Annotated in this window: 22 protein-coding genes; 16 read left to right on the top strand and 6 right to left on the bottom strand. The window is 72.6% G+C overall.

The genetic code is table 11. The features are described 5' to 3' along the window. Positions 1-214 precede the first annotated feature (214 nt). From ABZ823_RS03840 to sucD, 3 genes are all read left to right on the top strand, one after another. Entirely contained in the window at positions 215-1,978 is a 1,764-nt protein-coding gene (locus tag ABZ823_RS03840) for a hypothetical protein (RefSeq protein ID WP_361653332.1), read from the top strand. A 462-nt stretch (positions 1,979-2,440) separates the two neighbouring features. After that, positions 2,441-3,622: an ADP-forming succinate--CoA ligase subunit beta gene (sucC, locus tag ABZ823_RS03835; protein ID WP_361653330.1), complete on the top strand. Its 1,182-nt coding sequence runs from the start codon at positions 2,441-2,443 to the stop codon at positions 3,620-3,622. Between the two features lie 21 nt (positions 3,623-3,643). Next, positions 3,644-4,528 (top strand): succinate--CoA ligase subunit alpha, encoded by an 885-nt coding sequence (gene sucD / locus ABZ823_RS03830; protein ID WP_361653328.1) that lies wholly within the window; start codon positions 3,644-3,646, stop codon positions 4,526-4,528. Positions 4,529-4,684: 156 nt separating this feature from the next. On the opposite strand, the gene ABZ823_RS03825 is transcribed toward sucD, so the two are convergent. Beyond that, positions 4,685-5,479, bottom strand: coding sequence for an RNA polymerase subunit sigma-24 (locus tag ABZ823_RS03825; RefSeq protein WP_361653326.1), 795 nt, complete (start codon positions 5,477-5,479; stop codon positions 4,685-4,687). A 121-nt stretch (positions 5,480-5,600) separates the two neighbouring features. Between ABZ823_RS03825 and ABZ823_RS03820 the strand changes: the two genes are divergently transcribed. Further along, entirely contained in the window at positions 5,601-7,208 is a 1,608-nt protein-coding gene (locus ABZ823_RS03820; protein ID WP_361653324.1) for a DUF6350 family protein, read from the top strand. A gap of 64 nt (positions 7,209-7,272) precedes the next feature. On the opposite strand, the gene ABZ823_RS03815 is transcribed toward ABZ823_RS03820, so the two are convergent. Beyond that, positions 7,273-8,073 carry a hypothetical protein gene (locus tag ABZ823_RS03815; protein WP_361653322.1) on the bottom strand — a complete coding sequence of 267 codons (801 nt, stop codon included), beginning with the start codon at positions 8,071-8,073 and terminating at the stop codon, positions 7,273-7,275. Positions 8,074-8,397: 324 nt separating this feature from the next. Between ABZ823_RS03815 and purN the strand changes: the two genes are divergently transcribed. Together purN and purH are read left to right on the top strand one after the other, a co-directional pair. Continuing rightward, positions 8,398-9,078: a phosphoribosylglycinamide formyltransferase gene (purN, locus tag ABZ823_RS03810; RefSeq protein ID WP_361653320.1), complete on the top strand. Its 681-nt coding sequence runs from the start codon at positions 8,398-8,400 to the stop codon at positions 9,076-9,078. Beyond that, positions 9,075-10,640, top strand: a complete 1,566-nt coding sequence (purH, locus tag ABZ823_RS03805; protein WP_361653318.1) for a bifunctional phosphoribosylaminoimidazolecarboxamide formyltransferase/IMP cyclohydrolase — start codon at positions 9,075-9,077, stop codon at positions 10,638-10,640. Before purN ends, purH begins: the two co-directional genes overlap by 4 nt. Positions 10,641-10,713: 73 nt before the next feature. On the opposite strand, the gene ABZ823_RS03800 is transcribed toward purH, so the two are convergent. Then, on the bottom strand, positions 10,714-11,292 hold the full coding sequence (locus ABZ823_RS03800) for a hypothetical protein (protein WP_361653315.1): 579 nt from the start codon (positions 11,290-11,292) through the stop codon (positions 10,714-10,716). Positions 11,293-11,573: 281 nt separating this feature from the next. Here ABZ823_RS03800 and ABZ823_RS03795 point away from each other — a divergent pair, with 281 nt between their 5' ends. From ABZ823_RS03795 to ABZ823_RS03775, 5 genes are all read left to right on the top strand, one after another. Beyond that, positions 11,574-12,428 (top strand): bifunctional methylenetetrahydrofolate dehydrogenase/methenyltetrahydrofolate cyclohydrolase, encoded by an 855-nt coding sequence (locus ABZ823_RS03795; RefSeq protein WP_361653313.1) that lies wholly within the window; start codon positions 11,574-11,576, stop codon positions 12,426-12,428. Beyond that, a complete protein-coding gene (locus ABZ823_RS03790) occupies positions 12,418-12,930 on the top strand; it encodes a DUF3017 domain-containing protein (RefSeq protein WP_361653311.1) in 513 nt (170 codons plus the stop codon). Before ABZ823_RS03795 ends, ABZ823_RS03790 begins: the two co-directional genes overlap by 11 nt. Before the next feature lie 321 nt (positions 12,931-13,251). After that, positions 13,252-13,878: a helix-turn-helix transcriptional regulator gene (locus tag ABZ823_RS03785; protein WP_361653309.1), complete on the top strand. Its 627-nt coding sequence runs from the start codon at positions 13,252-13,254 to the stop codon at positions 13,876-13,878. Between the two features lie 262 nt (positions 13,879-14,140). Beyond that, entirely contained in the window at positions 14,141-15,163 is a 1,023-nt protein-coding gene (locus ABZ823_RS03780; protein WP_361653307.1) for a DUF2690 domain-containing protein, read from the top strand. 552 nt (positions 15,164-15,715) lie between these two features. Continuing rightward, complete coding sequence (locus ABZ823_RS03775; RefSeq protein ID WP_361653305.1) at positions 15,716-16,705, top strand: malate dehydrogenase; 990 nt, start codon at positions 15,716-15,718, stop codon at positions 16,703-16,705. A gap of 119 nt (positions 16,706-16,824) precedes the next feature. Here the strand turns inward: ABZ823_RS03775 and ABZ823_RS03770 are convergent, their stop codons facing one another. Then, positions 16,825-17,601 (bottom strand): hypothetical protein, encoded by a 777-nt coding sequence (locus ABZ823_RS03770; protein WP_361653303.1) that lies wholly within the window; start codon positions 17,599-17,601, stop codon positions 16,825-16,827. A 192-nt stretch (positions 17,602-17,793) separates the two neighbouring features. On the opposite strand from ABZ823_RS03770, the gene ABZ823_RS03765 reads away from it, so the two are divergent. The 5 genes from ABZ823_RS03765 to ABZ823_RS03745 all read left to right on the top strand — a co-directional run bounded on the left by ABZ823_RS03765 (position 17,794) and on the right by ABZ823_RS03745 (position 24,997). Further along, a complete protein-coding gene (locus ABZ823_RS03765; protein WP_361653301.1) occupies positions 17,794-19,314 on the top strand; it encodes an aldehyde dehydrogenase family protein in 1,521 nt (506 codons plus the stop codon). Positions 19,315-19,382: 68 nt separating this feature from the next. After that, on the top strand, positions 19,383-20,912 hold the full coding sequence (locus tag ABZ823_RS03760) for a GMC oxidoreductase (RefSeq protein ID WP_361653299.1): 1,530 nt from the start codon (positions 19,383-19,385) through the stop codon (positions 20,910-20,912). Then, positions 20,912-22,096, top strand: coding sequence for a glycine betaine/L-proline ABC transporter ATP-binding protein (locus ABZ823_RS03755; RefSeq protein WP_361653297.1), 1,185 nt, complete (start codon positions 20,912-20,914; stop codon positions 22,094-22,096). Before ABZ823_RS03760 ends, ABZ823_RS03755 begins: the two co-directional genes overlap by 1 nt. Beyond that, positions 22,096-24,036, top strand: coding sequence for an ABC transporter permease subunit (locus ABZ823_RS03750; protein WP_361653295.1), 1,941 nt, complete (start codon positions 22,096-22,098; stop codon positions 24,034-24,036). The genes ABZ823_RS03755 and ABZ823_RS03750 overlap by 1 nt, the downstream gene beginning before the upstream one ends. Position 24,037: 1 nt before the next feature. Continuing rightward, positions 24,038-24,997, top strand: a complete 960-nt coding sequence (locus ABZ823_RS03745) for an ABC transporter substrate-binding protein (RefSeq protein WP_361653293.1) — start codon at positions 24,038-24,040, stop codon at positions 24,995-24,997. On the opposite strand, the gene ABZ823_RS03740 is transcribed toward ABZ823_RS03745, so the two are convergent. Then, positions 24,998-25,723, bottom strand: a complete 726-nt coding sequence (locus ABZ823_RS03740; RefSeq protein WP_361653291.1) for an isocitrate lyase/phosphoenolpyruvate mutase family protein — start codon at positions 25,721-25,723, stop codon at positions 24,998-25,000. Positions 25,724-25,751: 28 nt separating this feature from the next. Further along, on the bottom strand, positions 25,752-26,282 hold the full coding sequence (locus ABZ823_RS03735; RefSeq protein ID WP_361653289.1) for a carboxymuconolactone decarboxylase family protein: 531 nt from the start codon (positions 26,280-26,282) through the stop codon (positions 25,752-25,754). Positions 26,283-26,300: the final 18 nt, after the last annotated feature.

Here is a 26,300-nt window from a genome sequence, read left to right as displayed (position 1 = left end):
ACAGGTCTGCCCGCCGTCCGGGCCCCCTTTCGATCCCCGGACGGAAGCCCACGGACCCGAGCCGTCACAGCCGGATCGCGTCCATGGCCGCCGGTCCTTCGGACCGCCCATGGATCCGTCGGCCCCACATCGACACCGGCGACAGGACCCGGCGGCGGTGGTCCCGAACTCCCGAACTCCCGGAACTCAGAATTCCTAAGGACCTGACGCACACATGAACAAGAACATCCGCCGCTCCATCGTCATAGCCGCAGGTGTCACCGGCGCATGGGCGCTCGGCTCGGCCGTCGCCAGCGCGGACGAACTGCCGGCGCCCTCCGTCTCCACGCCCGACATGAGCGCCGACACCGCGGACACGGCCGGCGCCGTCACCGGCACCGTGGGCGGTGTCGTCGCCGACGTGCAGAACACCCTTGCGGGGGTCACGCACGGTACGGCGGTGCACGGCACCGCCCCGCTCGTGACCGACACCGCGACCGGTGCCGCATCCACCGTCACGGACGGCACGCACACCGCCGCCGCGGCCGCCCCCCAGGCCGGGACCAGGGCTGCCACCCACGCCGGGAACCAGGCCGGGAACAAGGTCAGGAACGCCGCGCCCGCCGTGGATCAGGCACGGCGGTACGTCGACGCCGAGGTGCCCGGCGCGCACCCGTCGTACCCGAGGGGCGCCGCGCACGCCACGGCGGCCGAGGCCGCCGCGGTTGCGGACCACGCCCGGGGCACGGCCACCGAGGCGGTGTCCGGCGCGACCGCCCCGCAGGGCGAGATCGACTACCTGTTCGGCCCGCTGTCGGCCTTCGCCCCCGAGGTGGAGCAGGCGCTCGCCGCCGCGCAGACCAGGCTCCAGGGCGTGCAGCACACGGCGGGCGCCCAGGCACGGGGCGTCGACGGAGTGATCCGTACGAAGACACAGGGCACGGTCGCGGGCGCGGGCCGCACCGCGGGCGCCGCGCCCGGCGCCGCGCGGCAGACGCTCGCCGGGGCCGAGGGCCGCACGGCGGCCACGGCCGCCACCGCGCAGGGCCCGGCCGACGAGGCGAGGGCGGCCGCGCAGGCTGCTGTCGCCGCGGTACCGGGCCACCTCACGGGCGCCGTCACGGGCGTGCGGCAGCAGGTTGTGGGCACGGTCGCGAGCGTGCCCGGCACGGTCGCCCCGGTGGTCGGCGAGACGGCCGCCGCCGTGCTGCCGCCGGTCGCCGGCACGGTCGTGGATGGCGTGGAGCCGCTCGCCGCTCACGCGGCCGGCGGCGCGGCCGGCCTGGCGGCCGGGGTCGTCGCGGACGTCCAGCCGCTCGCGCGTCACGCGGAGGGCAACGCGTCGACGCTCGCGTACGGGGCCGTCACCGACGCACAGCCGACGGCATACGGCGCGGTGGGCGAGGCGACCGGCGACGCGGATGCCGCCCTGCTGCCTCCGGTCGCCCGCACCGCCGTCCACGGGGTCGTGCCGGTCGCCGGGCAGGCCCTCGGCGACGTGGCGGGACTGGCGTACGGCGTGGCGGGTGAGGCGCAGCCGTTCGCGGGCGGGGTCGCCGGACAGGTTCCCCCGTTCGCCGAGGGCGTGGCCACGGACACGACGGGCCTGGCATACGGGGTCGGTGCCGAGGCGCAGCCGTTCGCGCGGGGCCTGACCGACTCCGTACGGCCGGTCGTGCGCACGGCGAACGAGGTCGTGCGGACGGCGGACGGCATCGCGCATCCGGTCGCGCACGGCGTGGCGGACAGCACCACCCACCTGGCGTACGGGGTGGCGGGCGAGGCGGGACCCTTCGCGGACGGAGTCGTCGGCGAGGCCGGCACGTTCGCCGGGGGAGTCACCGGTCCGGTGGCGCCGTTCGCCGGTGACCTGAGCGGGACGGTGGGGTCGGCCGGAGGCTCGCTGACCGGCCATGCGGTGACCGGCGCCCAGGGCGTCGCCGCGTCCGTCACCCCGCTCTACCCGGAGTCGGGGCCTTACGGCACGTACTCCGCCTGAGCGGCGACGCCGTGCGGCGTGTGCCCGGCGGTACCGGCGGCACCGGTCCGCACCCGTCGGCACCGTCGCAAGGCGTCCGATCGACTCCGCGGGGAATGAGGCATCGGGGCGGCCGAAATCCGTCGGTCCGCCCCACCGAAACCCCGCGGACCGGGCGGGTGGCCCCATTGGGGTGGGGACCGCTCGCCTCGCGCCCTCCCGGGGCGTCACGGGGGTCCCACCGGGCCAACCCCAACTCGGTGGGACCCTTTCCGCCGTGTGCACGTGTGACAGGTATCACCGCTCAGGTGTGATCTGCGATTTAGAGCCCCACCTCAAGCGGCGATAACCTGCGAGACGGACATGCCGCGCGCTCGGACACCGTGTGCGCCTCCCTTGTGACACATGTGGACGTCACGTTGCCCTTCGCGGCACGCCCACGCATCCAACGAACCGCGAGATCACTGATAGGGACGGAAGCGCGTGGACCTGTTCGAGTACCAGGCGAGGGACCTCTTCGCCAAGCACGGTGTACCGGTGCTGGCCGGTGAAGTCATCGACACGCCTGAGGCGGCGCGCGAGATCACCGAGCGGCTGGGCGGCAAGTCGGTCGTCAAGGCGCAGGTGAAGGTCGGTGGCCGCGGCAAGGCCGGCGGCGTGAAGCTGGCGGCCACCCCGGACGAGGCGGTCGCCCGCGCGACGGACATCCTCGGCATGGACATCAAGGGCCACACGGTCCACAAGGTCATGATCGCCGAGACCGCCCCGGAGATCGTCGAGGAGTACTACGTCTCCTTCCTCCTCGACCGCGCCAACCGCACCTTCCTCTCCATCGCCTCCGTCGAGGGCGGCATGGAGATCGAGGAGGTCGCGGCCACCCGCCCCGAGGCCGTCGCCAAGATCGCGATCGACGCCATCGACGGTGTGGACCGCGCGAAGGCCGAGGAGATCGTCGCAGCGGCCAAGTTCCCGGCCGAGGTCGCCGACAAGATCGCCGACGTCCTCGTCAGCCTGTGGGAGGTCTTCGTCAAGGAGGACGCCCTCCTGGTCGAGGTCAATCCGCTCGCCAAGGTCGCCTCCGGTGAGGTCATCGCCCTCGACGGCAAGGTCTCCCTGGACGACAACGCCGAGTTCCGTCACCCCGAGTTCGAGGAGCTCCACGACAAGGCGGCGGCCAACCCGCTCGAGGCCGCGGCCAAGGAGAAGAACCTCAACTACGTCAAGCTCGACGGCGAGGTCGGCATCATCGGCAACGGCGCGGGTCTGGTCATGTCGACCCTGGACGTCGTCGCCTACGCCGGCGAGGCCCACAAGGGCGTCAAGCCCGCGAACTTCCTCGACATCGGCGGTGGTGCCTCCGCCGAGGTCATGGCGAACGGCCTGGAGATCATCCTCGGCGACCCGGACGTCAAGTCCGTGTTCGTCAACGTCTTCGGCGGCATCACCGCCTGTGACGCGGTCGCCAACGGCATCGTGCAGGCCCTGGAGCTCCTGGAGTCCAAGGGCGAAGAGGTCAACAAGCCGCTGGTCGTGCGTCTCGACGGCAACAACGCCGAGCTGGGTCGCCAGATCCTGGACGACCGCAACCACCCGCTCGTGCAGCGTGTGGACACCATGGACGGCGCGGCCGACAAGGCCGCCGAGCTGGCTGCTGCCGCGAAGTAAGGGACGAGGTCACACACAACCATGGCTATCTTCCTCACCAAGGAATCCAAGGTCATCGTCCAGGGCATGACCGGCTCCGAGGGCCAGAAGCACACCAAGCGCATGCTGGCCTCCGGCACGAACATCGTCGGCGGTGTGAACCCGCGCAAGGCGGGCCAGTCCGTGGACTTCGACGGCACCGAGATCCCGGTCTTCGGCACTGTCAAGGAGGCCATCGAGAAGACCGGCGCCGACGTCTCGGTCATCTTCGTCCCGGAGAAGTTCACCAAGGACGCGGTCATCGAGGCCATCGACGCCGAGATCCCGCTCGCGGTCGTCATCACCGAGGGCATCGCGGTGCACGACACGGCGTCCTTCTGGGCGTACGCCGGCAAGAAGGGCAACAAGACCCGAATCATCGGCCCGAACTGCCCCGGCCTGATCACCCCCGGTCAGTCGAACGCCGGCATCATCCCGGCCGACATCACCAAGCCGGGCCGTATCGGCCTGGTCTCGAAGTCCGGCACGCTGACGTACCAGATGATGTACGAGCTGCGCGACATCGGCTTCTCGACCTGCGTGGGCATCGGCGGTGACCCGATCATCGGCACCACCCACATCGACGCCCTCAAGGCCTTCCAGGACGACCCCGACACCGACCTGATCGTCATGATCGGCGAGATCGGCGGCGACGCCGAGGAGCGGGCCGCGGCCTTCATCAAGGAGAACGTGACCAAGCCGGTCGTCGGCTATGTCGCGGGCTTCACCGCGCCCGAGGGCAAGACCATGGGTCACGCGGGCGCCATCGTCTCCGGTTCGTCCGGCACCGCCCAGGCGAAGAAGGAGGCCCTCGAGGCCGCCGGCGTCAAGGTCGGCAAGACGCCGACGGAGACCGCGAAGCTGGCCCGCGAGATCCTGGCCGGCTGAGGTCTTCGCTTCAGGCGAGTTCCCCTTTCCGGCCCAACGGCTGAGCCGATGAACGGCTGAGCGGCCGACCGGCCGGAGAGACGAACGGCGGGTGGGCCCGCGCTCCTTCGGAAGGAGCGCGGGCCCACCGGCGTTTCCGAGCCCGTGCGGCAAGCGTCAACGGGCCTGCGGGACCAGTCGCTCCGGGCCGCGAAGGGACTGCGACTGGAGCAGCGCGCGCAGTTCGAGCTGCTCCTCGGAGAGGGGGCCCGGGGCCGCCCGCGGCGGCAGGTCCCGGATCTCCGTCCCCCGGGCCACGGGCCGTTCGTAGTGGTCCTGGGCCACGCGCAGGCTCAGCGTGGTCGCGCCGACGACCGCGGCCGTGAGGGCGAGGGCCGCGACGGTCCACCACCAGGTGCGCCGCCGGCCCCGGGTCCGGACCAAGGGTGGCCGGGCCACGTGGAGGCCTTGCGTGGCGGCCAGTTCGGCCAGCCTGTGGCGCAGTACTTCCGGCGCCGCCTGGTCCGGCACCAGCGCGGCGAGCGTCTCCCGCGCGTAGAGCAGCCGGCCCGCCGCGGCCCGGGTGCTCGCCTGCGTCTCGGCCGCGGTCTCGGGCAGACCGAGGCCGATGCCGTCGTGGAGCAGCAGCGCCCGCCGGTGGCGGGGCGGCAGCGTCAGCAGCGCATGCAGCAGCGCGCGGTCGGAGGGGTCGTCGGGAGGCGGCCCTGCCTGCCGGTGGCGGAGGCGGAAGCGGTGCCAGGGGGACAGCGCCCAGTCGTGCGCCGCCGCCCGCACCCATCCCGCCGGATCGGGGTCCACGGCCACGTCGGGCCAGTGCTCCCATGCCTGTTGGAAGGCCCGCTCGACCGATTCGCGGGCCAGTCGGCGGCGGCCGGTGAGCAGATATGTCTGCCGCACGAGGTCGGGGGCGCAGGACCCGTACAAGGCGTCGAAGGCCTGAGAAGGCGTCACGGGGGCCCACGGGCTGTGCCGTCGCCGGGAGGCCCTCCGCACGGAAAAGTACATAACCATATATTGGGCGACACATCGGCACTTCCCCTGTTACGACGGGAAAGCGCGTGTCGTTGGGAGCATGGCGGGCGTGACCCGATGGACCGACCGCCGAACCCCGCTCTCGCCTCTGCCCGCCCGGTCGCGCGACCGATGGCCCGGGCTGGGCGGCAGCCTCCTGTGCGGCGCCGTCGCCGCGGTGCTGGGGCTCGGCTCGCTCGCCCTGCTTGTGATCGTGCTGTGGATCAGTTCGCCGTTCCCCGACAGCGGCCCCGGCGGCGCGCTGCACCTGGCGGCCTCGTTGTGGCTGCTCGCCCATGGTGTCGTGCTCATGCGCACGGAGACGCTCTCCGGGATGCCCGCGCCCGTCGGGGTGACGCCGCTGCTGCTGGCCGTGGGGCCGGTGTGGCTGCTGTACCGGGCGGGGCGCGACGCGGTGGACGGGGAGGGCGTCGAGGACAGGGGCGTCGAGGATGGGGAGGGCGCCGAGGGCGGGGAGAGCGACGTGCCGCTCGTCGCCGCCGGTACGGCATGGTCCGGCGTGGCGCTGGGCTACCTCGGGGTCGGCGCGGCGGCGGCGCTGTATGCCTCGGGCGGGACGCTGCGACCGTCGTGGACCTGGACCGTGGTGTGCCTGTCCCTGGTCACCGTGGTGACGTCGGGAGTGGGCGTGTGGACGGCGCACGGGCGCCCGGGCGCGCACCGGGCGCTGGAGCGGCTGCCCTCTGCCGTGCGGCGGCTGGTGGCAGCCGAGCCGGTGGGCTCCGGCGGGCGGATGGGGCCCCCGGTCCTGCGGGCCGCCCTGGCCGGGACGGCCACGCTCGTGGGCGGGGGCGCGCTGCTCGTGGGTACGGCGATGGTGTGGCACGGCGGGGCCGCGCGGGCGTCGTTCCTCCAGCTCACGGAGGGATGGTCGGGGCGGTCTGCGGTGCTGCTGCTGGCGGTGGCGCTGGCACCGAACGCGGCCGTGTGGGGCGCGGCCTACGGGCTCGGGCCCGGGTTCCTGCTGGGTGCCGGGCATGTGGTGGGGCCGTTGTCCACGGCACGGCCCCCGGCGCTGCTGCCGCCGTTCCCGCTGCTGGCGGCGGTGCCCACTACGGGGGCCGGACCGCTGTGGTGGGCGGTGGGGTCGGTTCCGGCCGCGGCGGGGGTGACGGTCGGGTGGTTCGTGGCGGGGGCGGCGTGCCGGGCCCGGGAGCCGGGGCGGGGCCGGGACGGGGTGTGGTCGGCCGGACGGACGGCGGCTGCGCTCGTGGGGGCGGGGCTGGTGTGCGCGGCGCTGCTCGGGGGGCTCGCGGAGGCGGCGGGAGGGCCGCTCGGGGTGGCCGTGCTGGCGCACTTCGGGCCGGTGGGGTGGCAGGTGGGCGGTGCGGCGGCCGGCTGGACGGTGGGGATGGGGCTGCCGGTGGCGCTCGGTGTACGGGCTTGGCGGCTGTGCGGGACCGGGAAGGCAACTCCGCGTGAACGGCGCGTGTGGTGGTCCCGGCCGATGCGGGAGTCTGCCGTGGTGCCCGCGCCCTCGGTGTCGTCGCCGACGGTCCCGGAACCCGCCGGGGGCCCTCAGCCGGGCGACACGCTGTGGGAGGACCCCGACCTCAAGCCCTACGGGGTGCTGCCGGGGGAGCTGGATCCGTTCCTGTCGGAATTCGGCTGGGGCGAGTCTCCGCAGGGCTCAGGGCCGAACCGCTGAGGACGTCCGGGGGACGAAGGGCCGGCAAGCCGTCCGCCCGCGGCACCGGAGGACGCCGTCCCGATCATCCCTGCGTGCCCAGGACCCCTCGCAGGTTCTGCGGCAGCAGGTCGGTGCACGAATGCCTCGCCGCCGTTGTCAGGGAGTCGTTCAGACACGTGTAGTAGTCGCGGTAGACCAACTGGGCCGTGAACGTGGCCGCCACCATCATGATCGCCAGGGATGCCGTGACCAGACCGCTGATCGCCGCCGTCGTCTGCGGGCGGGCGGGGGGCGTCGGGGCGCTCGGGTCGGGGGTGCGGCTCTTGGCGCGCAGTGCGCTCGTACCCCAGTAGACCGCCAGGGCGCCCAGCAGCAGGGCCACGTACGGCCAGCTGAAGAGGGCGAAGAAGAAGGCCCACATGCCGGACAGCAGCGCATAGCGCGCGCGGCGCTGGGCGGGGTCCGTGGGGTCCCAGCGCAGACCGGGACCAGGGCCGCCGGGCCCCTCGGGGCCGCCCTGACCACCGGGGCCGCCCTGTCCGCCGGATCCGCCCGGACGCTCGCCGAAGCGACCGCCCGACGCGGGGCCGGGCTGCCGGTCGCTCCACTGGCTGCCCCACGGAGAACGTCCGTCCTGCTGGTCGGAGTCGTCCTGCCCCTGCCCCTGGCCGGGTGCCGGGTGGCGCGGCCGCCAGGGCCGGTCCGGTGTGCCCTGCGGCGGCGGCGCGAAGGGGTTGTCGTCCGCGGGCGCCCCCTGGCCCCGCCCACCGCCCGCGGAGTCGCCCCCGTCGCCGGGGGTCTCGCCGCTCTCCCGCGGCGGCACGGGAGAGGGGTGCCGCTCGCGCAGCAGCAGCGGAGGGAGTCGGAGACTGCGGTCCGGCATCAGGTGTGCGTCTTCCCCTTGGTGGTTCTGGCGGGCGGCTGGTCGGCGGAGCGGGCCGCGTGGCGGGCGCGCCCGGGCGGGCGTCCTCGTCCCGATCAACGTTCAGCGCAGGCCGGGCGTTCCCCCGCGTCGATCCTGCTTCCCCGGGCGGTTCTCCGCAGACGCTACCTCCCGGACACGCCCCCGTCCCATGGGAGCCGTCCGGTGTGCCGGTATCGTTGCTGACGGTCGACCGATTCGTAGACTTCCCCGTATCCGGGTATGCGAAGCATTCGTGCGACCCTACAAACGCACTCCCGAGCGCCATGCTCTCCGAGCGACCGCATGAACGCTCTCCCGAGAAAGGGCCCCCTCGTGGCCGAGTCCGTGGCCGAGACCGCCTCCGAGTCCGCGGCCAAGCGTCTGGTCGTCCTGGTCTCCGGGTCCGGCACCAATCTCCAGGCGCTCCTCGAGGCCATCGCCGAGACGGGTCCCGCCGCCTACGGGGCGGAGGTCGTCGCCGTCGGCGCCGACCGCGGCGGCATCGAGGGCCTCGCCCGCGCAGAGCGCGCCGGGCTGCCCACCTTCGTGTGCCGGGTCAAGGACCACGACAGCCGGGAGTCCTGGGACGCGGCCCTCACCGAGGCCGTCGCGGCGTACGAGCCCGATCTCGTCGTCTCCGCGGGCTTCATGAAGATCGTGGGGAAGGAGTTCCTCGCACGGTTCGGCGGGCGGTTCGTCAACACCCACCCCGCGCTGCTGCCCAGTTTTCCCGGAGCCCACGGCGTGCGCGACGCGCTTGCGTACGGCGCCAAGGTCACGGGCTGCACCGTCCACTTCGTCGACGACGGCGTCGACACCGGACCGATCATCGCTCAGGGCGTGGTGGAGGTCCGGGACGAGGACGACGAGAGCGCTCTGCACGAGCGCATCAAGGAAGTCGAGCGAAGGCTGCTCGTCGAGGTCGTGGGGCGCCTCGCCCGCAACGGCTATCGCATCGAGGGACGAAAGGTAGTAATCCAGTGACCGCCGAGAGCACCAAGCGGCCCATCCGGCGCGCGCTCGTCAGTGTCTACGACAAGACGGGGCTCGAAGAGCTCGCCCGAGGGCTCCACGAGGCCGGTGTCGAGCTCGTCTCCACCGGCTCCACCGCGTCGAGGATCGCCGCCGCGGGCGTTCCCGTCACCAAGGTCGAGGAGCTGACCGGCTTCCCCGAGTGCCTGGACGGCCGGGTCAAGACCCTGCACCCCAAGGTCCACGCGGGCATCCTGGCCGACCTGCGCCTGGACAGCCACCGCCGGCAGCTCGCCGAGCTGGGTGTCGAGCCGTTCGACCTCGTCGTCGTCAACCTCTACCCCTTCCGGGAGACCGTCGCCTCCGGGGCGTCCCCCGACGAGTGCGTCGAGCAAATCGACATCGGCGGCCCCTCCATGGTCCGCGCCGCCGCCAAGAACCACCCGTCCGTGGCCGTCGTCACCAGCCCCGAGCGGTACGCCGACGTCCTCGCCGCGGTCCGCGACGGCGGCTTCGACCTCACCGCGCGCAAGCGCCTGGCCGCGGAGGCCTTCCAGCACACCGCCGCCTACGACGTCGCCGTCGCCCACTGGTTCGCGTCCTCGTACGCGCCCGTGGACGACTCGGGCTTCCCGGACTTCCTGGGCGCCACCTACGAGCGCAAGAACACGCTGCGCTACGGCGAGAACCCCCACCAGCCCGCCGCCCTCTACGTCGACGGCAACGGCGGCGGCCTCGCCGAGGCGGAGCAGCTGCACGGCAAGGAGATGTCGTACAACAACTACACCGACACGGACGCCGCGCGCCGTGCCGCGTACGACCACGACGAGCCGTGCGTCGCGATCATCAAGCACGCCAACCCGTGCGGCATCGCGATCGGCGCGGACGTCGCCGAGGCGCACCGCAAGGCGCACGCCTGCGACCCGCTGTCCGCGTTCGGCGGTGTCATCGCCGTCAACCGGCCGGTGAGCCGGGAGATGGCCGAGCAGGTCGCCGAGATCTTCACCGAGGTCATCGTCGCGCCGGACTACGAGGAGGGCGCGCTGGAGGCCCTCACCAAGAAGAAGAACATCCGGGTCCTCAAGGCCCCGAACGGCCCCTGCAACCGGTTGGAGGCCAAGCAGATCGACGGCGGCGTCCTCCTCCAGGCCACCGACCGCCTCCAGGCCGACGGCGACGACCCGGCCAACTGGACGCTGGCGTCGGGCGAGGCGCTGACCGCCGACGAGCTGAAGGAGCTGGCCTTCGCCTGGCGGGCGTGCCGTGCCGTCAAGTCCAACGCCATCCTGCTCGCCAAGGACGGCGCCTCGGTCGGGGTCGGCATGGGCCAGGTCAACCGGGTGGACTCCTGCAAACTCGCCGTCGCGCGGGCGGGCGAGGAGCGGGCGCGCGGCTCCTACGCCGCCTCGGACGCCTTCTTCCCGTTCCCCGACGGACCGGAGATCCTGATCGCCGCGGGCGTCAAGGCGATTGTCCAGCCGGGCGGTTCGATCCGCGACGAGCAGGTCGTGGAGGCCGCGCAGAAGGCGGGCGTGACCATGTACTTCACGGGCACGCGCCACTTCTTCCACTGAGCCGCGCCCCACACGCGAGCGGCCTCCGGCATCCCCGAGAGGATGCCGGAGGCCGCTCGCGTGGCCGTCCCGGTCAGTACGCGGGCTGCTGCCTGGGCCGGTTGAACCAGGCCGAGCCGCCGGAGTTGCCGACGAAGACGGCGATGAGGATGGCGAGCACCGTGTGGAGCAGGCCCACGATGACGAACGGGTAGATGCCGAGGATGGCGGTGATGATCGCGAACACCAGGATGGTGATCCGGACGCCGTTGCCGCCGGTGTTGAACTTCACGGCCAGTACGGCAGCGAACACCGCCCAGGCCACGGCGAACACCGTGATCGCCCACAGCCAGCCGGTCGAGTAGTCGGCGAGCTGCTGGAAGTTGGAGTTGTTCTTCAGCTCGGAGTCGTTCCTGGCGGCGTGGACGCTCGCGCCAAGGACGGCGAACACGCCCGCACCGATCAGCTGAAGGCCGACGATGACCCACAGCAGCACGCGGGCGGCACCGACGGTGCCGGACATGGTCGTCGGGAAGGGCTGCTGGCCGTAGCCCTGCGGCGCCGGCGGGGCCTGCGGGTAGCCGTAGCCGGGCTGCTGGCCCTGCGGGTGGCCGTAGCCCGGCTGCTGGCCCTGCGGCGGGCCGTAGGGGTTGTTCGGTTCGCCGAAACTCATGAGGGGTCTTTCCTCCGTCTGCTCAAGTGCGGGGACGAGCGCGGCACGGATCGGAGGAAAGTTCTACAGTTGCGGTCCGTCCCCCCGGATACTGCCCGCGGCACCGATGTTCATCGTTCTCAGTGGTCGCACCTTTGTCCAGCGGCATTTCGCATGTGTTGTGCAAGCGCAACCTCTCCGATCACGGGCGGAATGGGACGGGGCGTCGGGGGGCGGTCGCAGAGGGTCCGCAGGGCGCGCGGATTGGAACCGGGGGCGGGTCATCCGGGAGGATGGGGGCCATGACCGCCCAGATTCTCGATGGCAAGGCCACCGCAGCCGCGATCAAGTCCGATCTGACCGTCCGCGTGGCGGCGCTGAGGGAGAAGGGCATCACGCCCGGCCTCGGCACGATCCTGGTCGGGGACGACCCCGGCAGCCGGAAGTACGTCGCGGGCAAGCACCGCGACTGCGCGGAGGTCGGCATCGCGTCGATCCAGCGTGAACTGCCCGCGACGGCCACTCAGGAGGAGATCGAGGCGGTCGTCCGCGAACTGAACGAGGACCCGGCCTGCACCGGTTACATCGTGCAGCTGCCGCTGCCCAAGGGCATCGACGAGAACCGGATCCTGGAGCTGATGGACCCGGAGAAGGACGCGGACGGCCTGCACCCGATGAACCTCGGGCGCCTGGTGCTGAACGAGCCCGCGCCGCTGCCCTGCACCCCCAACGGCGTGCTCACCCTGCTGCGCCGCTACGGCGTGGAGATCAAGGGCGCCGAGGTCGTGGTGGTCGGCCGGGGCGTGACCATCGGGCGCCCGATGCCGCTGCTGCTGACCCGGCGCAGCGAGAACGCCACGGTCACCCAGTGCCACACCGGCACCCGCGACCTCTCGGCGCATCTGCGGCGGGCCGACATCATCGTCGCCGCGGCGGGCTCCGCGCATCTGATCCGGCCCGAGGACGTGAAGCCGGGCGCCGCCGTCCTCGACGTCGGTGTCTCGCGCAGCGCCGAGGGCAAGATCGTGGGCGACGTCCACCCGGACGTCGCCGAGGTGGCCGGCTGGATCTCCCCGAACCCGGGCGGCGTGGGCCCGATGACCCGTGCCCAGCTGCTCGTCAACGTGGTCGAGGCGGCGGAGCGCCGTGTCGGCTGACGGCGAGCCCGAGGGCACCCGGGAGAAGGCCACCGCACAGCGGCGGGAGACGGACGGCGAGCCAGTGGTGCGGGACGCGGTGAGCGCTCCTGACGCCGCCGGACGGCCGGTGCGAACGACCCGGAGGTTTCCGCGGATCACCCGGGACACCGCGCGGCCCGAGGGCGGCGGCCGGGCCGCGCCCGGTGACGCGCCCGCGCCCGCCCGGCAGTGGCCGATCCTCGCGGTGCTGGGCGCTGTCGGGCTGGGACTGCTGCTGACCGCGCTGGACGCGTTCCGCTTCGGCACGATCCTGATCGGCGTCGCGCTGCTGGGCGGCGCCGTGATGCGCTGGATGCTGCCCGACGTGGGCATGCTCGCGGTGCGTTCCCGCTTCACCGACATGGTCACCTACGGCGTCCTGGGCCTGGCCATCGTGCTGCTCGCGATGATGGCCCAGCCCCACCCGTGGCTGGAGATACCGTTCCTGGACGACACACTGCACTTCACGGTGCGCACCTGAGGCCGCGGCCTTCAGGCACACATCACGGCGGGCCGCCCCTTCTCCGCGAGGGGCGGCCCGCCGTCGTCCGGGCCGAGTGGGCCGAGAGCGAGGGGCGCTCGGCCTCTCCCCCGTGGGAGGCCGGGCGCCCGGGCGGCCCGGCCGCCCGGGAAACACCCTTGTGTACGCGGGTGAGCTGTTCAACACCTGGCAACCGGCTGTGGCACGGAGGTGACCATTCCGCTGCCGTGTCCGCGCCCCCGCGACGGAACCGACCCCGCCCCGACGCCGTCAATCGAACGGACGGAGGCCTTTGGGCCGGGTAACGCGGAGGAGTGAGCGATGGGCGCCTGGCAGCCGCTGCCGGACGATCTGCCGCCGGAGGTACGGCACTTCGTGGAGCGGTTGCGGCTCCTGAAGGACCGCACCGGACTCAGCCTCGTCGCCCTCGGCGCGCGTACCGCGTACAGCAAGTCGTCCTGGCAGCGCTACCTCAACGCCACCCAGCCGCCGCCCCGCCAGGCGGTCGCCGCGCTCTGCCGGGTCGCGGGGCTCGCAGGCGAGGAGGCCGAACGCTTCGGGGTGCGCTGGGAACTGGCCGTGCACGCCTGGCCCCGCCAGCCGGCCCCGGCCCCGGCCGCGGCCCCGGCATCCGCACCGGCCGGCGGCGGCCCGCTGCCCGTGCCGGCGGACGCTTCCGTGCCGCCGATGGTGGACGCCGCCGGGCCGGCCGACGCTTCCGTGCCGCCGACGGTGAAGCCCGCCGTAGCGGCGGGCGGTCCGTCCATCCTTCCGGCCGACGGTCCCGTGCCCGGGGAGTACGAGGACGATCCGACGCTTCCCTGGTGGGACCGGCCCGAGGTGGCGCCCCCGGCGCGGCCTGCCGGGCGCCGCCTCCTGATCGCCGCGCTCCTCGCCCTGCTGTCACTGCTCGTCGTCGCTCTCGTCGGAGCCGTCACGCTCGGGTGACCTGAGCCCGGTGTGGCTGCTGAGGTCGCCGCCCTATCCCTGTTGTGACGATGTGTCGACAACTTCGCGGATGCGCCCCGAATGCTCGCCATGCCCGGGCTACCGTGTTCCATCGGGACGGTTCGAGGGCGTCCCGTGCGCCCCGGCCCGGGGAAGGGGAACCCCGGCCACGGGCACGGCCGTGGCCAGTCGGAACGGGGGCTCGGCGGCGGGCCACGCACGGGAGCACGTCAGCGCACACCGGGGGATGAGGGGGGAAGCGATGCCTGGTTGGAAGGCCTTGCCCGAGGAACTCGATCCGCAGGTGAGGGAGTTCGCGGGACAGCTGCGGAGGCTCGTGGACCGCAGCGGTATGAGCGTCTCCGCCGTGGCCGACCGCACGGGCTACAGCAAGACGTCCTGGGAGCGGTATCTGGGCGGCCGGCTGCTCGCGCCGAAGGGCGCCGTCGTCGCCCTCGCCGAGGTGACCGGCACCGATCCCGTCCATGTGACCACCCTGTGGGAGCGGGCCGAACATGCCTGGAGCCGCGCGGAGACGCGCCACGACATGACCATGGACGCCCTCCGGATCTCCCAGGCCCGCGCCGCGCCGGCCAAGCCCGAGGAGGCGGCTCCCCAGCCGAAGAGCCGCACCGGACCGGCGGCCCGCGGCGCCATGACGGCGCCCGGGATCGCGGGCCCGGCCGGGGCGGTCGCCGGCAGGCCGCCGCAGCCGACGGCCGCGGGCACCTACGGACGGGCGGCGGCGGGCGGCCCGCCCGGCGGGAGCCGGCCGGACACCGGGGGCTCGGGGCGCAAGCCGCGGCTGGTGACGTTCCTCGCGGGTCTGGTCGGGGCGCTCGTGCTGATCGCGGCGGCCTTCTTCCTCACCGGCGGCGACGGAAAGAAGCCCGCGGGGGCGCCCGAACCGGCCGCGACGTCGGCGAGCGCGCACCCGGAACCGCCGGTGGGCGTCAAGTGCGGCGGCGCGAGCTGCACCGGCAAGGACCCGGAGAAGATGGGTTGCGGCGGCACGCTGGCCAGGAGCAGCAGCAGTGTCACCGTGGGCACGATCCTCGTCGAGGTCCGGTACAGCAGGACGTGCGGGGCCGTGTGGGCCCGTATCACCCGGGCGGAGCGGGGGGACACGGTCGAGGTCTCCGCGGGCGGGCCGGGCAAGCAGACCGGGTCCGTCACCGAGGCGGCGGACACGGACGCCTACACCCCCATGGTGGCCGTGAAGGACCCGGCTGCGGCGAAGGCGTGCGTGACGCAGGCGTCGGGACGGAAGGGCTGCACGAAGTAGCGCGTATGAGGCGCCCGTACGACACAGCGCGAACGGCACCGCGCGTACGAAGGAGCCCGCCTGGCACAGCCCGTACGAGGACGCGCGCGGAGGTGTCCGGCCGGTGCCGACAGGCGTGCGGAACAGGGCCGCGCGCCGCTGTGGAAAAACAATCGCCCCGGCCACGCATGAGCTCGCCGTCGTCGGGCAGGCGCACGGTACCCCCACGGGAGTCCGTGCAGCGCCGGGAAGCCGACAGCCCTTCCGGCCGGATGCCCCCCATGCGGCGGCCGCCGCTCCGTCCCCCTCTTCGGAGCGGACGGCCGCCGCTCCGTCCTCTCTCGAAAACCGGCGGCCGCCGCCTCAGCCGGTTGTGGGACGGGCCACAGGGACCCGGCAGTCCGGGATCACGGAGGCGCGATAGCCTGACGGCTGGATCTCTCTTGACGCCAAGAGATCGATCATCGGTACCCCGATCGATCGTCGCGGCGGGCGCCGGCCACGAGCCGGCGGCGGGGATCCCGCACCCCGGGGCGACGACGCCCCACCGCCAGCTGTCCTACGGAGAACGCCATGACCCGCACTCCCGTGAACGTCACCGTCACCGGCGCGGCCGGCCAGATCGGCTACGCACTGCTCTTCCGCATCGCCTCCGGCCAGCTGCTCGGCGCGGACGTGCCGGTCAAGCTGCGCCTCCTGGAGATCACCCCGGCCCTCAAGGCCGCCGAGGGCACGGCCATGGAGCTCGACGACTGCGCGTTCCCGCTCCTTCAGGGCATCGAGATCAGCGACGACCCGAACGTCGCCTTCGACGGCACCAACGTCGCCCTCCTCGTCGGCGCCCGCCCCCGTACGAAGGGCATGGAGCGCGGCGACCTCCTCGAGGCCAACGGCGGGATCTTCAAGCCGCAGGGCAAGGCCATCAACGACCACGCCGCGGACGACGTCAAGGTCCTCGTCGTCGGCAACCCGGCCAACACCAACGCCCTGATCGCCCAGGCCGCCGCCCCCGACGTACCGGCCGAGCGCTTCACCGCGATGACCCGTCTCGACCACAACCGCGCGCTGAGCCAGCTCGCGAAGAAGACCGGCACCTCGGTCGCCGACATCAAGCGCCTGACGATCTGGGGCAACCACTCCGCCACCCAGTACCCGGACATCTTCCACGCCACGGTCGCCGGCAAGAACGCCGCCGAGGCCGTGAACGACGAGAAGTGGCTCGCCGAGGACTTCATCCCGACCGTCGCCAAGCGCGGCGCCGCGATCATCGAGGCGCGGGGTGCGTCCTCGGCCGCCTCCGCCGCCAACGCCGCCATCGACCACGTGTACACCTGGGTCAACGGCACGGCCGAGGGCGACTGGACCTCCATGGCCATCCCGTCGGACGGCTCCTACGGCGTCCCGGAGGGCCTGATCTCCTCCTTCCCGGTCACCACCAAGGACGGCAGGTACGAGATCGTCCAGGGCCTGGAGATCAACGAGTTCTCCCGCGCCCGCATCGACGCTTCGGTGAAGGAGCTGGAGGAGGAGCGCGAGGCGGTCCGCTCGCTCGGCCTCATCTGAGCCGCACCACCGGCGATTTCACGCAGGCCCCGCTCCCGGTTCCTCCGGGAGCGGGGCCTGCGGCCGTTCCGCTCGCCGTCCGGGGTCACCGCGTGCCCGGCGGACGGCTCCGGCTCAGGTCAGGTCGTCCGCAGCAGGTCCTGAAGCTTCGAGACCTCCACCGACGCGCCCGCGGGCGGGGCCTTCGCCGGGACCGGCATGTTGTAGTCCGTGAAGGTGAGGGTCAGGTCCGTGCCCGGGCCCTTCTGCGCCGCGCGGAACAGGCGGTGGGGCGTGCCCGTCGTGACGTAGAGCGTCGAGTCCAGGCCGTTCGTGCTGAAGGACAGCGGGACCACCCGTGTGCCGTCCACGACCGTCGCGAGGCCCTCCTTCAGCGAGGGGGGCGGGGTCGCCGTCGCGGCCGTCTGGAGGTCCTGGAGGCTGCACGCGTTGGTGACGCCGCTGAAGAGCCTGTCGGACGTGGAGCCGTGGATGTAGTGGTTCGTGAACGTCTCGGCCGCCGCGATGCCCCGGTCGCCCGGCAGTTCCGCCGTCCAGAACGTCGCGTCCGGTTTCAGCCACACATCGGTGCCGAGCTTGATGATCCGGATCGTGCCGCCGTGCGTGCCGAGGCTCAGGGTGCCCGCGCAGTCGCCCTGCCGGTCCATCGCGAGGTTCATCGCCGTGGGCAGGGTGAGGCTCTTCATCGCGGTCGCGCTGCGGTCCTCGTAGTGGACGCGGACCGATCTCGCCTGCCGCAGTGCGCTCTGCGCCTGCGCGGCGAGCTGCCCCGGGCTCTGGTCGGCGGCTGTCTCGGCCGACGACACGCCGCCCAGCACGGGTGAGACCAGCAGACCCATCGTCGCGGCCGTCACCGTCGCTCGCGTCGCGATCGTGAAGCCATGCGTGCGGAACATCGCGTCACCTCCACCAGTAGCTCAGGCTCAGCGTACTTTTCACCCTTTTCGACCGCATTTTCAGTGACGCGGAGCACTTTCGGTCACGCGAATGCATGCATCCACGGCGAAGGGGCAGGTGCACGCCGCCCAAGGGGGGTGACACGCGTGTAACACAGGGTGACCAAGAGGGAACGGAAGGCAATACCGATCATGGCGGCAGAGCAGGCACGGCAGGCAGCACAGACCATTCATGCGGCAGGGGAGTGGCGCGCCGCGCTCTCCGGCGCCACGCGCGAAATCCTGGACCCCGCGGATGCCGAGCCGCTCGCCCTGGTCGCGGAGGGCGACGAACGGGACGCCGACGCGGCCGTCGAGGCCGCCCGCCGCGCCTTCGACGAGGGGCCCTGGCCGGGCACGTCCGCGGCCGAGCGTGCCGCGCTGCTGCACCGTGTCGCCGACCTCCTCGTGCGCGATCGCGAAGAGCTGGGCCTCCTGGAGAGCCGCGACGCGGGCAAGACGCTGGAGGAGGGGCGCGTCGACATCGACTGTGTCGCCGACGCCTTCCGCTACTTCGCCGATCTCGTCGCCGCCGAGAGCGCCGGCCGTGTCGTCGACGCCGGCACGCCCGACCTCCACAGCGTGGTGGTGCACGAGCCCGTCGGCGTGTGCGCCCTGATCACGCCCTGGAACTACCCGCTGCTCCAGGCGAGCTGGAAGATCGCCCCCGCGCTCGCCGCAGGCAACACCTTCGTGATCAAGCCGAGCGAGATCACCCCGGTGACCACGGTCGCCCTGATCGAGCTGCTCGCCGAAGCCGGACTGCCCGCCGGGGTGGCCAACATCGTCACCGGCCCCGGCCATTCGGTCGGCGCCCGTCTCGCCGAGCACCCCGCCGTGGACCTGGTCTCCTTCACCGGCGGGCTCGTCAGCGGTACCAAGGTGGCGCAGGCCGCGGTCGTAGGTGTGAAGAAGCTCGCCCTCGAACTCGGCGGCAAGAACCCCAATGTCGTCTTCGCCGACGCCTGCGCCACCGACGACGGCTTCGACACCGCCGTCGACCAGGCTCTCAACGCCGCCTTCATCCACAGCGGCCAGGTGTGCTCGGCCGGCTCCCGCCTCATCGTCGAGGAGTCGGTCCGCGAACGTTTCGTCGCCGAACTCGCACGCCGTGCGGCCCTGATACGCCTCGGCCGGGGCACCGAGAAGGGCGTCGAGTGCGGCCCGATGGTCTCCGCCGAGCAGCGCGCCAAGACGGAGGCGTACGTCGCCTCCGCGCTCGCCGAGGGCGCCGTGCTGCGCTGCGGCGGCAAGCGCCCCGAGCCCGACGAGACCAGGCCGGCCACCGGCTATTTCTACGAGCCCACCGTGCTCGACCACTGCCACCGGGAGATGAGGGTCGTACGGGAGGAGGTCTTCGGGCCCGTCCTGACCGTGGAGACCTTCCGCACCGAGGACGAGGCGGTCGCGCTCGCCAACGACACCGAGTACGGCCTCGCCGGCGCCGTGTGGACCACCGACCCGGGGCGCGCCCGCCGCGTCGCAGGCCGGCTGCGCCACGGCACCGTCTGGATCAACGACTTCCACCCCTACCTCCCGCAGGCGGAGTGGGGCGGCTTCGGCAAGAGCGGCATCGGCCGCGAACTCGGCCCCTCGGGCCTCGCCGAGTACCGCGAGGCCAAGCACGTCTACCAGAACCTCGCCCCGAAGCCGGTCCGGTGGTTCGCGGGCTGACCCCGACCGCCGCGTCCTCCGCCCCCACCCTCTGCCTCCCCGCTCACCCCACCCTTGGAGCCAGCCCCATGCACCGGACCAGCCACGAGTACGACTATGTCGTCGTCGGCGGCGGCACCGCGGGATCCGTCATCGCCTCCCGCCTCACCGAGAACCCGGACGTCACCGTCGCCGTGATCGAGGGCGGCCCGAGTGACGTCGGCCGCGACGACGTCCTCACCCTGCGCCGCTGGATGGGCCTGCTCGGGGGTGAACTGGACTACGACTACCCGACCACCGAGCAGCCGCGCGGCAACTCCCACATCCGGCACAGCCGCGCCCGCGTGCTCGGCGGCTGCTCCTCCCACAACACGCTGATCGCCTTCAAGCCGCTGCCGTCCGACTGGGACGAGTGGGAGGCGGCCGGCGCCCAGGGCTGGGGCGCCGTCCCGATGGAGGCGTACTACGCGCGGCTCCTCAACAACATCGTCCCGGTCGACGAGAAGGACCGGAACGCCATCGCCCGCGACTTCGTGGACGCGGCCGAGACGGCGCTCGGCGTGCCTCGCGTGGAGGGCTTCAACAGCAAACCGTTCACCGAGGGCGTCGGCTTCTTCGACCTCGCTTACCACCCCGAGAACAACAAGCGCTCCAGCGCGTCGGTGGCGTATCTGCACCCGGTGATGGACCAGCGCCCCAACCTGACCGTCCTCCTGGAGACCTGGGCGTACCGGCTGCAGCTCGAGGGCACCCGCGCCGAGGGCGTACACGTGCGCACCAAGGACGGCGAGGAGATCCTTCTGCGGGCCCGGCGCGAGGTAGTGCTGTGCGCGGGCGCGGTCGACTCCCCGCGGCTGCTGCTGCACTCGGGTATCGGCCCGAAGGCGGACCTGGAGAAGCTCGGCATACCGGTCGTGCACGACCTGCCGGGCGTCGGCGAGAACCTGCTCGACCACCCCGAGTCGGTGATCGTGTGGGAGACGCACGGCCCGATCCCGGAGAACTCCGCGATGGACAGCGACGCCGGGCTGTTCGTGCGCCGCGACCCCGAACAGCCGGGCCCGGACCTGATGTTCCACTTCTACCAGATCCCGTTCACGGACAACCCGGAGCGACTGGGCTACGAGCGGCCGGAGTTCGGCGTCTCGATGACCCCGAACATCCCCAAGCCGAAGAGCCGGGGCCGCCTCTACCTCAAGAGCGCCGACCCCGAGGAGAAGCCCGCGCTCGACTTCCGCTACTTCACCGACGAGGACGACTACGACGGTCGCACCCTTGTCGACGGCATCCGCATCGCCCGCGAGATCGCGAAGACCGAGCCGCTGGCGGGCTGGCTGAAGCGGGAAGTGTGCCCCGGCCCCCACCTCACCGGCGACGAGGAACTGAGCGCGTACGCGCGCAAGGTCGCCCACACCGTGTACCACCCGGCCGGCACCTGCCGTATGGGCGCCGAGACCGATGAACTCGCCGTGGTCGACCCCCGCTTGAAGATCCGCGGCCTTGACGGTATCCGCATCGCCGACGCGTCCGTCTTCCCCACCATGCCCGCCGTGAACCCGATGATCGGCGTGCTCATGGTCGGGGAGAAGGCCGCCGACCTGCTCGGAGGTGAGGCCTGATGGCCCTCGCAGTTCCCACTCGCAAACCGCCCACCGACAACTCCGCCGACTCTCCCGTCTTCTCGGTCGACGGCCTGTGGAAGGTCTTCGGCCCGAAGGCCGGCCGCATCCCCACGGACCCCGGACTCGCCGCGCTTCCCGCCGCCGAGCTGCGTGAACGCACCGGCTGCACCGCCGCCGTCCGTGATGTGGGCTTCGACGTCCGCAAGGGCGAGGTGTTCGTCGTCATGGGGCTGTCCGGCTCCGGCAAGTCCACGCTCGTGCGCTGTCTGACCCGCCTGATCGAGCCGACCGCGGGCACCATCGCCATCGACGGCGAGGACGTCCGCGCCATGGACAAGGCGCGGCTGCGCGAACTGCGGCGCCACCGTGCCGCGATGGTCTTCCAGCACTTCGGCCTGCTGCCGCACCGCACTGTCCTCGACAACGTCGCGTACGGCCTTGAGATCCAGGGCATCGGCCGGGCCGAACGCCGCGAGCGGGCCGCCGACTTCGTCGCCAAGGTCGGCCTGGAGGGGATGGAACATCGGCGCCCCAGCCAGCTGTCCGGCGGCCAGCGGCAGCGGGTCGGGCTCGCCCGCGCGCTCGCCGTCGACCCCGAAGTGCTCCTGTTCGACGAGCCGTTCAGCGCCCTCGACCCGCTGATCCGGCGCGATATGCAGGAGGAGGTGGTCCGGCTGCACCGCGAGGAGGGCCGCACGATGGTCTTCATCACGCACGATCTGAGCGAGGCCCTCAGGCTGGGCGACCGCATCGCCCTGATGCGCGACGGCCGCATCGTGCAGCTGGGCACCCCCGAGGAGATCGTGGGCTCCCCGGCCGACGACTATGTCCGCGCGTTCGTCCGTGACGTGCCGCGCGAGCAGGTCATGACCGTCCGCTCGGCCATGCGCGCCGCGTCCGCGGAGGAGGCGGGGGGCGGCCCGGCGGTGTCGCCGGACGCGACGGTCTCGGAGGCGATCGAGGCGGTCGCCCGCACCGGCTCCCCGGCCCGCGTCATGGACGAGGGCCGCTGTCTCGGCGTCGTCGACCACGAGCGCCTGCTCGGCGTCGTGGCCGGCACGGAGCAGGACGCCGTGACCGGAACCGGGCAGGGTGCCATGGATGTGGCAGGCCAGGACGCCGTGACCGGGACGGAGCGGGGCGCCGTGACCGGAACGGGGCAGGCCGAGGAGGTGGTGTGATGGCCACGCTCACCGTCACCGCACCCAGGGCCACACCCTCCGGCCTCCTCAGACACCGTGCCGTGGGCAAGCTGCTGCTGCTCGCGGTCGTCGCGGCGGTCCTCGTGCCCCTGGCCGACGCCCGCTGGGCGAGCGGCAGCTGGCCGCACGCGCTCACCGTCGACCTCTCCAAGCCGCTGGCCTCGGCCAGCAACTGGGTCATCGACAACCGCGACAGCCACCCCGTATTCCTGTACTTCTTCGGCTACGTCAGCAACGCCGTCGTGCTGTCCGTACGCGCCGTCTACCTCGTGCTGCTCGCCGCGGGCTGGGCGGGCGTGACGACCGCCGCCGCGCTGCTGGCCTGGCGGGCCGCGGGTGCCCGCCTCGCCCTCGGCACGGCGGCCGCGTTCGTCGCCTGCGGTCTGCTCGGCATGTGGGTGCCCACCATGCAGACGCTGGCGCTCATGGTGGTCGCGGTGCTCGTCTCGGTGCTGCTCGGCGCGCTGCTCGGCCTCGCCGCGGGCCTGTCCGACCGTACGTTCCGCGCCCTGCGCCCGGTCCTCGACACCATGCAGGTACTGCCGGCGTTCGCGTACCTCCTGCCCGTCGTCCTGGTCTTCGGCATCGGCGTCCCCGCGGCCGTTCTGGCCACCGTCGTGTACGCCGCCCCGCCGATGGCCCGGCTCACCGCGCTGGGCCTGCGCGGCGCCGACAAGGAGGTCCTCGAAGCGGTCGAGTCGCTCGGCACCACCGCCCGCCAGCGTCTGTTCACCGCCCGGCTGCCGCTGGCGCGCAAGGAACTGCTGCTCGGCCTCAACCAGACGATCATGATGGCCCTCTCCATGGCGGTCATCGCCTCCGTGATCGGTGCCGGCGGTCTCGGCGACCGCGTCTACCAGGCGCTCGCCTCCGTCGACGTGGGCGCCGCGCTCGCCGCGGGCATCCCGATCGTGCTGCTCGCGGTCGTCCTCGACCGGGTCACCGGTGCGGCGGGGGCCGAGGAGGAGCGGACCGGCGGGCGCGCCGCATGGGCGTACGCCGCCGTCGCGACCGTCGTCGTCGCCGTGGCCACACGTCTCGCAGGCCGCCTGGAGTGGCCGGGCTCATGGACCGTTCCGATCGCCGAGCCGGTGAACCGCGCCGTCGACTGGATGACCGCCCATCTGTACTCGGGCGTCCCCTACGTGGGCGGCACCGCCGACTGGGCGGCCCACTTCACCACCTGGATCCTGGACCCGGTGCGCGCCGGACTCCAGTGGCTGCCCTGGTGGTCGGTGCTGCTCGTCGTCGCCGCGCTGGCCTGGCTGATCGGGACCTGGCGCACCGCGCTCACCGCTGTCCTCGCGATGGCCGCGACCGGTGTGCTCGGGGTGTGGAAGCCGTCCCTGGACACGCTGTCCCAGGTGCTGGCGGCCGTGGCCGTCACCCTCGTCCTCGGTGTCGCCACCGGCATCGCGGCCGCCCGCAGCGACCGCTTCGAACGGCTGCTGCGCCCGGTCCTGGACGTCTTCCAGACGATGCCGCAGTTCGTGTACCTGATCCCGGTCGTCGCGCTGTTCGGCGTCGGCCGCGCACCCGCCGTCGTGGCGGCGATCGTCTACGCGCTGCCGGCCGTCGTCCGTATCACCGCCCAGGGCCTGCGCCAGGTCGACCCGGCCGCCCTGGAGTCGGCGCGTTCGCTCGGCGCGACGAGCGCCCAGCAGCTGCGCCAGGTGCAGCTCCCGCTCGCCCGCCCGGCGTTGCTGCTCGCGGTCAACCAGGGCGTGGTCCTGGTCCTCGCCGTCGTCATCATCGGCGGCCTGGTCGGCGGCGGCGCGCTCGGCTACGACGTCGCCTTCGGCCTCGCGCAGGGCGACCTGGCCACCGGCCTGGTGGCCGGCGCGGCGATCGTCTGCCTCGGCCTGATGCTCGACCGGGTGACCCAGCCGGCCGAGCGGCACGCGAAGAAGGGAGCGTGACATGGTCCGTACACGCACGACGATGATGACCGCCGCTCTCGCCGTCCTGGTGCTGACGACCGGCTGCGGTGCCGCCGACATGACCAAGCAGGCCTCGCCGTTCGCGGGTGCCCAGGGCGCGAAGACGGTGACGCTGTCCGTGCCGTCCTGGGTGGGCGCGCAGGCCAACGTGGCCGTGGCCCAGTACGTCCTGGAGCACAAGCTCGGCTACCGGGTCGACACCGTCCAGATCGACGAGGTTCCCGCCTGGGACGCCCTCAGCCAGGGCCGCATCGACGCGCTCCTGGAGGACTGGGGCCACCCCGACCAGGAGAAGCGGTACGTCGACGACAAGAAGACCATCGCCCGCGGCGGCGGCCTCGGGGTGACCGGCCACATCGGCTGGTTCGTCCCCACGTACCTGGTCAAGCAGCACCCGGACATCACGGACTGGAGGAATCTCGACAAGTACGCCCACCTGTTCCGCACCGCGGAGAGCGGCGGCAAGGGCCAGCTCATGGACGGCTCGCCGTCCTACGTCACCAACGACAAGGCGCTGGTGAACAACCTGAAGCTGGACTACCAGGTGGTGTTCGCCGGGTCCGAGGCCGCGCAGATCACGCAGATCAGGCAGTTCGCGAAGGAGCACAAGCCCTTCCTGACGTACTGGTACGCGCCGCAGTGGCTGTTCAAGAAGGTCCCGATGACCGAGGTGAAGCTGCCGCCGTACAAGGAGGGCTGCGACGAGGACGCGGCGAAGATCACCTGTGCGTACCCGCACACGCCGCTCCAGAAGTACCTGAACGCCGGCTTCGCGAAGGACGGCGGGAAGGCGGCGGCCTTCCTGAAGAAGTTCCGCTGGAGCACCGAGGACCAGAACCAGGTCGCGTTGCTGATCGCCGACCGGAAGCTGACCCCGGAGCAGGCCGCGAAGAAGTGGGTGGACAGCCACCCCTCGACGTGGCGGGCGTGGCTGTCCTGATCAGCCCTCGCGCAGCTCGACGGCGATCTCGCTCAGGGCCGCCGTGGCCCGGCGCTGCAACCAGGGCCCGAAGGTGACGCGGGTGGCCCCCAGCCCGCCCAGCTCGGCGGGCGTGGGGCCCGCCCCGTCGAGCCGCGCGAACGCGTTGAGCGGTCCCCGGATGCCGGCCCGCAGCAGCGGCAGTACGTCCGCCGGGGCGCCGATCGGATAGATGCAGTCGGCGCCCGCGGCGACGTACGACGCGGCCCGTTCCAGGGCCCGTTCCGGGTTGCCGTCCCCGTACGCGAACGTGTCGACGCGCGCGTTGAGGAAAAGCCGGTCGCCCGCCTCGGCCCGAACCTCGGCGAGCCAGTCGGCGTGCTCTCGCGGGTCCTTGAGGACACCCTCGTGCGAGTCCTCGACGTTGCAGCCCACGGCTCCCGTCTCCAGCAGCCGTTCGACCAGCTCCTTCGGCGCGAGCCCGTACCCGTCCTCGACGTCGGCCGACACCGGTATGTCGACCGCGCGGACGATCCGCGCGACCGCGGCGAACATCTCCTCGGCGGGCGTGGCGCCGTCCGCGTACCCGAGCGAGGCGGCGATCCCGGCGCTGGGCGTGGCGAGGGCCGGGAACCCGGCCTCGGCGAACGCCCGGGCGCTCGCCGCGTCCCAGGGGCCGGGAAGCATCAGCGGATCGCCGGGCGGACGGCCGTGGTGCAGGGCCCGGAACGTGCCGGCTCCGCTCACCACCGGGTGCTCCGCTTCGGACGGGCTGTCACTTGTACTGACCCGGCCGGTAGTGGCCCGGAACGGCACGGGCCGTCACCCCGAACCGGTTCCAGGCGTTGATGACCGCGATCGCGGCGATCAGCTGGGAGAGCTCCGCCTCGTCGAAGTGCTTGGCGGCCCGCTCGAACACCTCGTCCGGCACGAATCCCTCCGTCAGGACCGTGACCGCCTCGGTCAGTTCCAGTGCCGCGATCTCCTTCTCCGTGTAGAAGTGCCGCGATTCCTCCCAGGTGCTCAGCTGAACGATCCGCTCGACGCTCTCGCCCGCGGCGAGCGCGTCCTTGGAGTGCATGTCGAGGCAGAAGGCGCAGTGGTTGATCTGTGAGGCGCGGATCTTGACCAGCTCGCGCAGCTTCGGGTCGAGGCCGTGCCCGGCGGCCGCGTCGAGCCGGACCATCGCTCGGTAGACCTCGGGAGCGTGCTCGGCCCAGTTCAGCCGGGGTGCGTGCTCGGGCGCGTACTCCACGGCCGTGGCGGCGGTGTCGCTGTTCGTCGGGGTGTGGTCGTTCGTCGTCATGCTCCCGACCCTAGGAGC

This window comes from Streptomyces sp. NPDC047079, from assembly GCF_040643755.1.
In the GTDB taxonomy this organism is placed as follows: domain Bacteria; phylum Actinomycetota; class Actinomycetes; order Streptomycetales; family Streptomycetaceae; genus Streptomyces.
Note: the sequence above shows the minus strand (reverse complement) of the source record. Positions and strands in the feature narration are given on the sequence as shown.